At 69.9% G+C, this 6,789-nt stretch carries 6 protein-coding genes; 4 read left to right on the top strand and 2 right to left on the bottom strand.

The genetic code is table 11. The annotated features are described in order from the left end of the window. Positions 1-12: 12 nt before the first annotated feature. From ACFWGJ_RS02425 to ACFWGJ_RS02435, 3 genes are read left to right on the top strand one after another with little or no spacing between them, the layout of a single operon-like run. Positions 13-2,331, top strand: a complete 2,319-nt coding sequence (locus tag ACFWGJ_RS02425; RefSeq protein ID WP_387320363.1) for a bifunctional polysaccharide deacetylase/glycosyltransferase family 2 protein — start codon at positions 13-15, stop codon at positions 2,329-2,331. Beyond that, entirely contained in the window at positions 2,331-3,521 is a 1,191-nt protein-coding gene (locus ACFWGJ_RS02430; RefSeq protein ID WP_387320364.1) for an acyltransferase, read from the top strand. Before ACFWGJ_RS02425 ends, ACFWGJ_RS02430 begins: the two co-directional genes overlap by 1 nt. Positions 3,522-3,558: 37 nt before the next feature. Next, positions 3,559-4,254 (top strand): demethylmenaquinone methyltransferase, encoded by a 696-nt coding sequence (locus ACFWGJ_RS02435; RefSeq protein ID WP_387320365.1) that lies wholly within the window; start codon positions 3,559-3,561, stop codon positions 4,252-4,254. Between the two features lie 55 nt (positions 4,255-4,309). On the opposite strand, the gene ACFWGJ_RS02440 is transcribed toward ACFWGJ_RS02435, so the two are convergent. Together ACFWGJ_RS02440 and ACFWGJ_RS02445 are read right to left on the bottom strand one after the other, a co-directional pair. Then, positions 4,310-4,648, bottom strand: a complete 339-nt coding sequence (locus ACFWGJ_RS02440; protein ID WP_263973116.1) for a PASTA domain-containing protein — start codon at positions 4,646-4,648, stop codon at positions 4,310-4,312. A 92-nt stretch (positions 4,649-4,740) separates the two neighbouring features. Beyond that, the gene (locus ACFWGJ_RS02445; RefSeq protein WP_387320366.1) at positions 4,741-5,247 is read right to left on the bottom strand and encodes a GNAT family N-acetyltransferase; all 507 of its coding nucleotides are present in this window, start codon (positions 5,245-5,247) and stop codon (positions 4,741-4,743) included. Positions 5,248-5,377: 130 nt separating this feature from the next. Here ACFWGJ_RS02445 and ACFWGJ_RS02450 point away from each other — a divergent pair, with 130 nt between their 5' ends. Continuing rightward, positions 5,378-6,709, top strand: a complete 1,332-nt coding sequence (locus tag ACFWGJ_RS02450; RefSeq protein ID WP_387320367.1) for a geranylgeranyl reductase family protein — start codon at positions 5,378-5,380, stop codon at positions 6,707-6,709. Positions 6,710-6,789 lie beyond the last annotated feature (80 nt).

Here is a 6,789-nt window from a genome sequence, read left to right on the forward strand (position 1 = left end):
GGACCCACACCCATGGCTACTACGACGCCCTCGCGCGGCCGCCGGCGGGCCCCCTCCCGGATGACACGGGCCGCGGGCAAGGCAGCGGCGCTGCAGAAACCGCGCGTCATCCTCGCCCTGCTGCTCCTTCTCGCCCTCACCAGCGTGATGCTGCTGGACGGCTATCTGCGCTCGGAGGTCGGCGGCGACGAGCGCGTCCGCAGCGACGCCAGCTCCAGCGAGGTCCCGGACTCCGTCATCGACGGCGGCCCGATCCTCTCCTTCAGGAACGGCGAGGCCCGGTCCCTGTCCGTCCCGGAGAAGACCATCGCGCTCACCTTCGACGACGGTCCCAACCCCACGTGGACGCCCCAGATCCTGAAGATCCTGGAGGAGAACGACGTCCCGGGTACGTTCTTCCTGGTCGGCTCGATGGTCTCGCGCTACCCGTCGATCGTGAACGACCTGGTGGACCAGGGCAACGAGGTCGGCATCCACACCTTCACGCACGTCGATCTCTCGTACCAGAGCAGTTCCCGGATCGAGCGGGAGATGGACCAGACGCAGCTCGCTCTGGCGGGTGCGGCGGGCATCACGACGACGCTGTTCCGTGCCCCGTACTCCTCGGAGACGGACGCCATCGACAACTACAGCTGGCCCGTCTACAAGAAGCTCGGCGCCGAGGGCTACACCAGCGTCTTCGTCGACACCGACAGCGACGACTGGAAGCGGCCCGGCGTCTCGAAGATCATCAAGTGGGCCACGCCGTCGAAGAACAAGGGCGCCTCGGTGCTCTTCCACGACGCGGGCGGCGAGCGTTCGCAGACGGTCGACGCGCTCGGCACGTACATCAAGAAGATGAAGGCGAAGGGCTACACCTTCACCACCATCAGCGGCGCCACCCAGCAGGCGGACGCCGACGCGGCCGGCGCGAACCAGCAGGCGGACGGAGAGCAGCCCGGCAACGGCGGCGAGGCACCCGGCGGTCAGCAGGGGCAGGGTCAGGCGCCGGAAGGCCAGGGGCAGCAGGGCCAGGAAGCCCAGGGCGGCAACGCGCTCCAGGCCGCCCACCGCACCGCCACCGGCACCACCCTCTACGAGGGCAAGGCGCTCGTCGCCGCGGTCGCCGTCGCCGAGTGGACCGTACCGGGGCTCGCGACCGGGCTCGCGATCGTGGGCGTCGCCGTCATGGGCCGCTTCGGGATGATGCTGGTCCTCGCCCGCAGGCACTACCGCAAACGCAACAGACGCCGGTTCAGCTGGGGGGAGCCCGTCACCCGGCCGGTCAGCGTGATCGTGCCCGCGTACAACGAGAAGGAGTGCATCGCCAACACCCTGAAGTCGCTGGCGCGGAGCACCCATCCGATCGAGATCATCGTCGTGGACGACGGTTCCACGGACGGCACCAAGGAGATCGCCGAAGCGCTCGGCATGCCGAACGTGCGCGTCGTCCGCCAGGAGAACGCGGGCAAACCGGCCGCCCTCAACAACGGCGTGCGCCACGCCAGTCACGACATCGTCGTGATGATGGACGGCGACACCGTCTTCGAGGCGGACACCGTACGCCAGCTGGTCCAGCCCTTCGCCGACCTCGGAGTCGGCGCGGTCGCGGGCAACGCCAAGGTCGGCAACCGCAACACGGTCATCGGCGCCTGGCAGCACATCGAGTACGTGATGGGCTTCAACCTCGACCGCCGCATGTACGACCTGCTGCGCTGCATGCCCACCATCCCGGGCGCGATCGGAGCGTTCCGCCGGGAGGCCGTGCTCGCGGTCGGCGGGATGAGCGAGGACACCCTCGCCGAGGACACCGACATCACCATCGCCATGCACCGGGAGGGCTGGCGGGTCGTCTACCAGGAGCACGCCAAGGCGTGGACCGAGGCGCCCGGCTCCCTCAAGCAGCTGTGGTCCCAGCGCTACCGCTGGTCGTACGGGACCATGCAGGCGCTGTGGAAGCACCGCAAGTCCCTGACCGACAAGGGCCCCTCGGGCCGCTTCGGCCGGGTCGGGATGCCGCTGGTGGTGATCTTCCAGATCGTCACGCCGGTCTTCGCCCCGCTGATCGACGTGTTCACCGTCTACTCGATGATCTTCATCGACTTCAAGGCGTCGCTGCTCGCCTGGCTGGCCGTCCTCGCGGTCCAGCTGGTCTGCGCGGCGTACGCGTTCCGGCTCGACCGGGAGAAGTACCGGTATCTGCTGATGATGCCGCTGCAGCAGCTCGCGTACCGGCAGATGATGTACCTCGTCCTGATCCACTCCTGCATCACGGCCCTCACGGGTGGCCGGCTGCGCTGGCAGAAGCTGAAGCGCACCGGAGAGGTCGGCACGCCGGCAGGGGTGGGCTGATGGGCTCGCACCGCCGGGGCGGCCCCCCGGCCGCCGGGCCCGCCGTGGTCGCGGACACGGCCCGCCTGCCGCGGGTGGAGCCTGAGCCCTCGCCGCAGTCCCCGTCGGGAGCCCGGTCGGAAGCCCGGTCGGAGGCCGCGCCCAGGGCGCGTACCGCGAAAGGGCGTGACCGGTACTTCGACACCCTCCGGGCCGTCGCCCTCGTCCGTGTCGTGACCTACCACACCTTCGGCTGGGCCTGGGCGGGCATGGTCCTGCCCTCCATGGGGATCATGTTCGCACTCGCCGGCACCCTGATGGCGAAGTCCCTGGAGCGGCCCGCCCTCAAGGTGATCAGGAGCCGGATCCGCCGGCTCCTGCCGCCCTTCTGGTTCTGGGGCTTCTTCGTCGTCGTCGCGATGCTGATCCACGGCTGGATGCCCGGCTGGCAGATCGTCTACTGGGTCGTGCCGCTCGGCGACCCGCCGGGCAACGCGTGGGGCGAGCAGGCCTGGGAGATCCTCTGGTACCTGCGCACCTACCTGTGGTTCGTCCTGTTGTCGCCCCTGCTGCTGAGGGTCTTCCGGCTGGCCCCGGTCCTCGTCCTGATCCTGACGCTCGCGCCGATCGTGGTCCTGCAGTTCTTCTGGGAGCCGCCGGACGACCGCTTCGGCGTCGCCCTCCTGGACCTGGCCACGTACCTGTTCTGCTGGGTCCTCGGCTTCGCGCACCGCGACGGCGTCCTGGAGCGGCTGAAACCGTTCGCCGTCGTCGTCCTGTCACTCGCCGCGATCGGCTACGGCGGCTGGTACGCCTTCACCCACCAGGCCGAGACCGGCTCGTACGACCTCGACGACATCCCGTACGCGCAGGCGTTCTGGTCGGCCGGGTTCGTGACCCTGCTGATGTACGCGAAGGCGCGCCTCGGGATCGACTTCGCGTGGCTGGCCCGCTCCAGGCGCCTCGACCGGATCGTGCGGATCTTCAACGCCCGCGCGGTGACGATCTACCTCTGGCACGAGCTGGCGCTGATCCTCGCCATCCCGCTGATCGACCAGTTCTGGAAGGTCCCTGCCTTCGAGACGTATCTGCCGCTGGAGAGCCAGTGGTTCATGTTCGGCGTCGGCTGGATCCTCATCGGCGTGTTCGTCCTGCTGTGCGGCTGGGTGGAGGACGTGGCGGCGAAGGCGAAGCCGAGACTGCTGCCCTGAACCGTGTTCATGGGATGCGTACTGCCACAATGGGACCGTGACCCGCGCATCCCTGAACAAACAGCCGCACGAAGTCGCCTCGATGTTCGACGACGTCGCGGAACGCTACGACCTGACGAACGACGTGCTGTCGCTGGGCCAGGACCGGGTGTGGCGCAAGGAGGTCGCGAAGGCGGTCGACGCGCGGCCCGCGCAGAAGATCCTGGACCTCGCGGCGGGCACCGCCACCTCCTCCCTGCCCTTCGCGCGCACGGGCGCGTACGTCGTTCCCTGCGACTTCTCCCTCGGGATGCTCAGGGTCGGCAAGAAGAACCACCCCTGGCTGCCGCTCACGGCGGGCGACGCGACGAAGCTGCCGTTCAAGGACGACACCTTCGACGCGGTGACGATCTCCTTCGGCCTGCGCAACGTGCAGGACACGGACACCGCGCTGCGGGAGCTGTACCGGGTGACGAAGCCCGGCGGACGCGTGGTGATCTGCGAGTTCTCCCACCCGGCCTGGGCGCCGTTCCGCACGGTCTACACCGAGTACCTGATGCGCGCCCTGCCGCCGGTGGCCCGCGCGGTCTCCTCGAACCCCGAGGCGTACGTCTATCTCGCCGAGTCGATCCGTGCATGGCCCGACCAGCCCGCCCTCGCCGAGCGGCTGATCAAGGCCGGCTGGTCGAAGGTGGCCTGGCGCGACCTCTCGGGCGGCATCGTCGCGCTGCACCGCGGTTTCAAGCAGGACTAGGGCCCGTCCGACAGTTCCTGTCTGCCGCTGGAGGTTCCGGGCGGCTGCCCGGCGCTCACCTGAGGAGTGCGAACGGGTCGTGCGGAGGGTCGAGTTCGCGCTGCAGGCCGCCCGACGGCGGCTGGGGCAGCCGCGGCTCGCGCACCCCCGCGCCCCCGCCGCCCTCACCCTCGCCGAGGTCGAACCACACCGTCACGACCGCCCCGCGCGGCACCTCGGAACCGGGCAGCGGGTACTGGCGTACGACGTAGTCGACGACCGTCAGGTCGAAGTCGGGCCGGTCGGGCGCGGCGAGGAGCACCCCACGCGCCTCGGCCGTCTCGCGCGCGTCCACGGCCATCAGACCGACGAGCCGCGGTACGCGCACTTCGGGTGTCTTGCGTGGTATGCGCACAGACGTCACCCCCAGCGGTACCCGCAGGGTAAGCCCATGCCCGGCCCCGCCGGAAGGCGTCGTCAGGGCGGGCCGCCGCCGGCCCGGGCCCCTCAGAGAGCCAGCCGGTAGCAGTGCCCGAACTGCTTCGACGTCGGCGTGGTGAACGTTTCCGCCAGCTCCATGCCCAGGCGTCTGGTCACCGCGATCGAGCGTTCGTTGCGGGAGTTCACCATGGCCACCACGCTCGTGACGCCCGTCGCGCGCACCCGCTCCAGCGTGGCCCGCGCCGCCGCGGTCACGTACCCCTTGCCCCAGTACTCCCGGCCGAGCCGCCAGCCGATCTCGATCTCGCCCTTGGGGCCCCACTCGTGGGGCCACGGCTGGGCGCCGGTGAAGCCGACGACCCGGCCCTCCTCGTCGAGCATCGTCCAGAAGCAGAAACCGTGCTCGGCGTCGTGCCGGCGCTGGCGGGCGGTCAGCTCCTCGTACACGGACAGTTCGGCGGACTTCCCGCCGTGGAACTCCATCACGTCCGGGTGGTCGAAGGCCCGGTGCCAGGCGAAGGCGTCCTCGTCGGTGGGGACGCGCAGGTGTACCACGGGGAGAGCTCGGTTCACGGGGCAGCCCTTCAGCCAGGTGATCAGTACCGCTGCATAGACTGCCCATGTCCCGTGCCCGTCAGCACGCGGATTTCGAGACTTCGCGTTGTGAGATTTTCGAGCCTTCGAGCCTTGGGGAGACCCCGCCGTGACCGAGTCCCAGTCCCAGCCCCTCTCCGCACCCGCCGCGCCCCTGTCCGAACACTCCGCCGACGTGATCGTCGTCGGGGCGGGGCCGGCCGGTTCCACCACGGCGTACTACCTGGCCAAGGCCGGGCTTGACGTCCTGCTCCTCGAAAAGACGGCGTTCCCGCGGGAGAAGGTGTGCGGCGACGGACTGACACCCCGCGCCACCAAACAGCTCGTCTCCATGGGCATCGACATCTCGGAGGAGGCGGGCTGGCTCCGGAACAAGGGGCTCCGCATCATCGGCGGCGGGGTCCGCCTCCAGCTGGACTGGCCGGAACTCGCCTCGTACCCCGACTACGGACTCGTCCGCAAGCGCGACGACTTCGACGAGCAGCTGGCCCGCCAGGCGCAGAAGGCCGGCGCGCGCCTGTACGAGCGCTGCAACGTGGGCGCCCCGATCGTCGACGACCGCACGGGCCGCATCACGGGCGTCCACGCGAAGCTCGGCGACGCCGACTCCAAGGAGAAGCGCGAGGTCACCTTCCACGCGCCCCTGGTCGTCGCCGCCGACGGGAACTCGACCCGGCTGTCCCTGGCGATGGGCCTGCACCGCCGCGAGGACCGCCCGATGGGCGTCGCCGTGCGGACGTACTTCACGTCCCCGCGCCATGACGACGACTACCTGGAGTCGTGGCTGGAGCTGTGGGACCGCCGCGGACCGGGCGAGGACCGGCTGCTGCCGGGCTACGGCTGGATCTTCGGCATGGGCGACGGCACGTCCAACGTCGGCCTGGGCGTCCTCAACACCTCGGCCGCCTTCAAGGAACTGGACTGGCGCGAGGTCCTCAAGGCATGGTGCGCCTCGATGCCCGCGGACTGGGGCTACACCCCGGAGAACATGACGATCCCGATCCGCGGGGCCGCCCTGCCGATGGCCTTCAACCGCCAGCCGCACTACACGAAGGGCCTGCTGCTCGTCGGCGACGCGGGCGGCATGGTGAACCCCTTCAACGGCGAGGGCATCGCGTACGCCATGGAGTCGGGGCAGATCGCCGCCGACGTCATCGTCCAGGCGCAGGCCCGGGCGACCCCCGCCCAGCGCGAACTCGCCCTGCAGCGCTACCCGAAGGTCCTCAAGGACACCTACGGCGGCTACTACACGCTCGGCCGCGCCTTCGTGAAGCTCATCGGCAACCCGAAGGTCATGAAGATCGCCGCACAGCGCGGTCTCACCCACCCCATGCTGATGAAGTTCACGCTGAAGATGCTCGCCAACCTGACGGACCCGACGGGCGGCGACGCGATGGACCGCATCATCAACGGCCTGACGAAGGTGGCGCCGAGGGCTTGACGGAGCGGGGGCCCGGCCGGGCCCCTTTTCGTCCTTGTACGCGCGCACGCTCGTGGATGTACGCGCGCACGCTTGTGGGC

This window comes from Streptomyces sp. NPDC060205 (assembly GCF_042728395.1).
GTDB lineage: Bacteria > Actinomycetota > Actinomycetes > Streptomycetales > Streptomycetaceae > Streptomyces.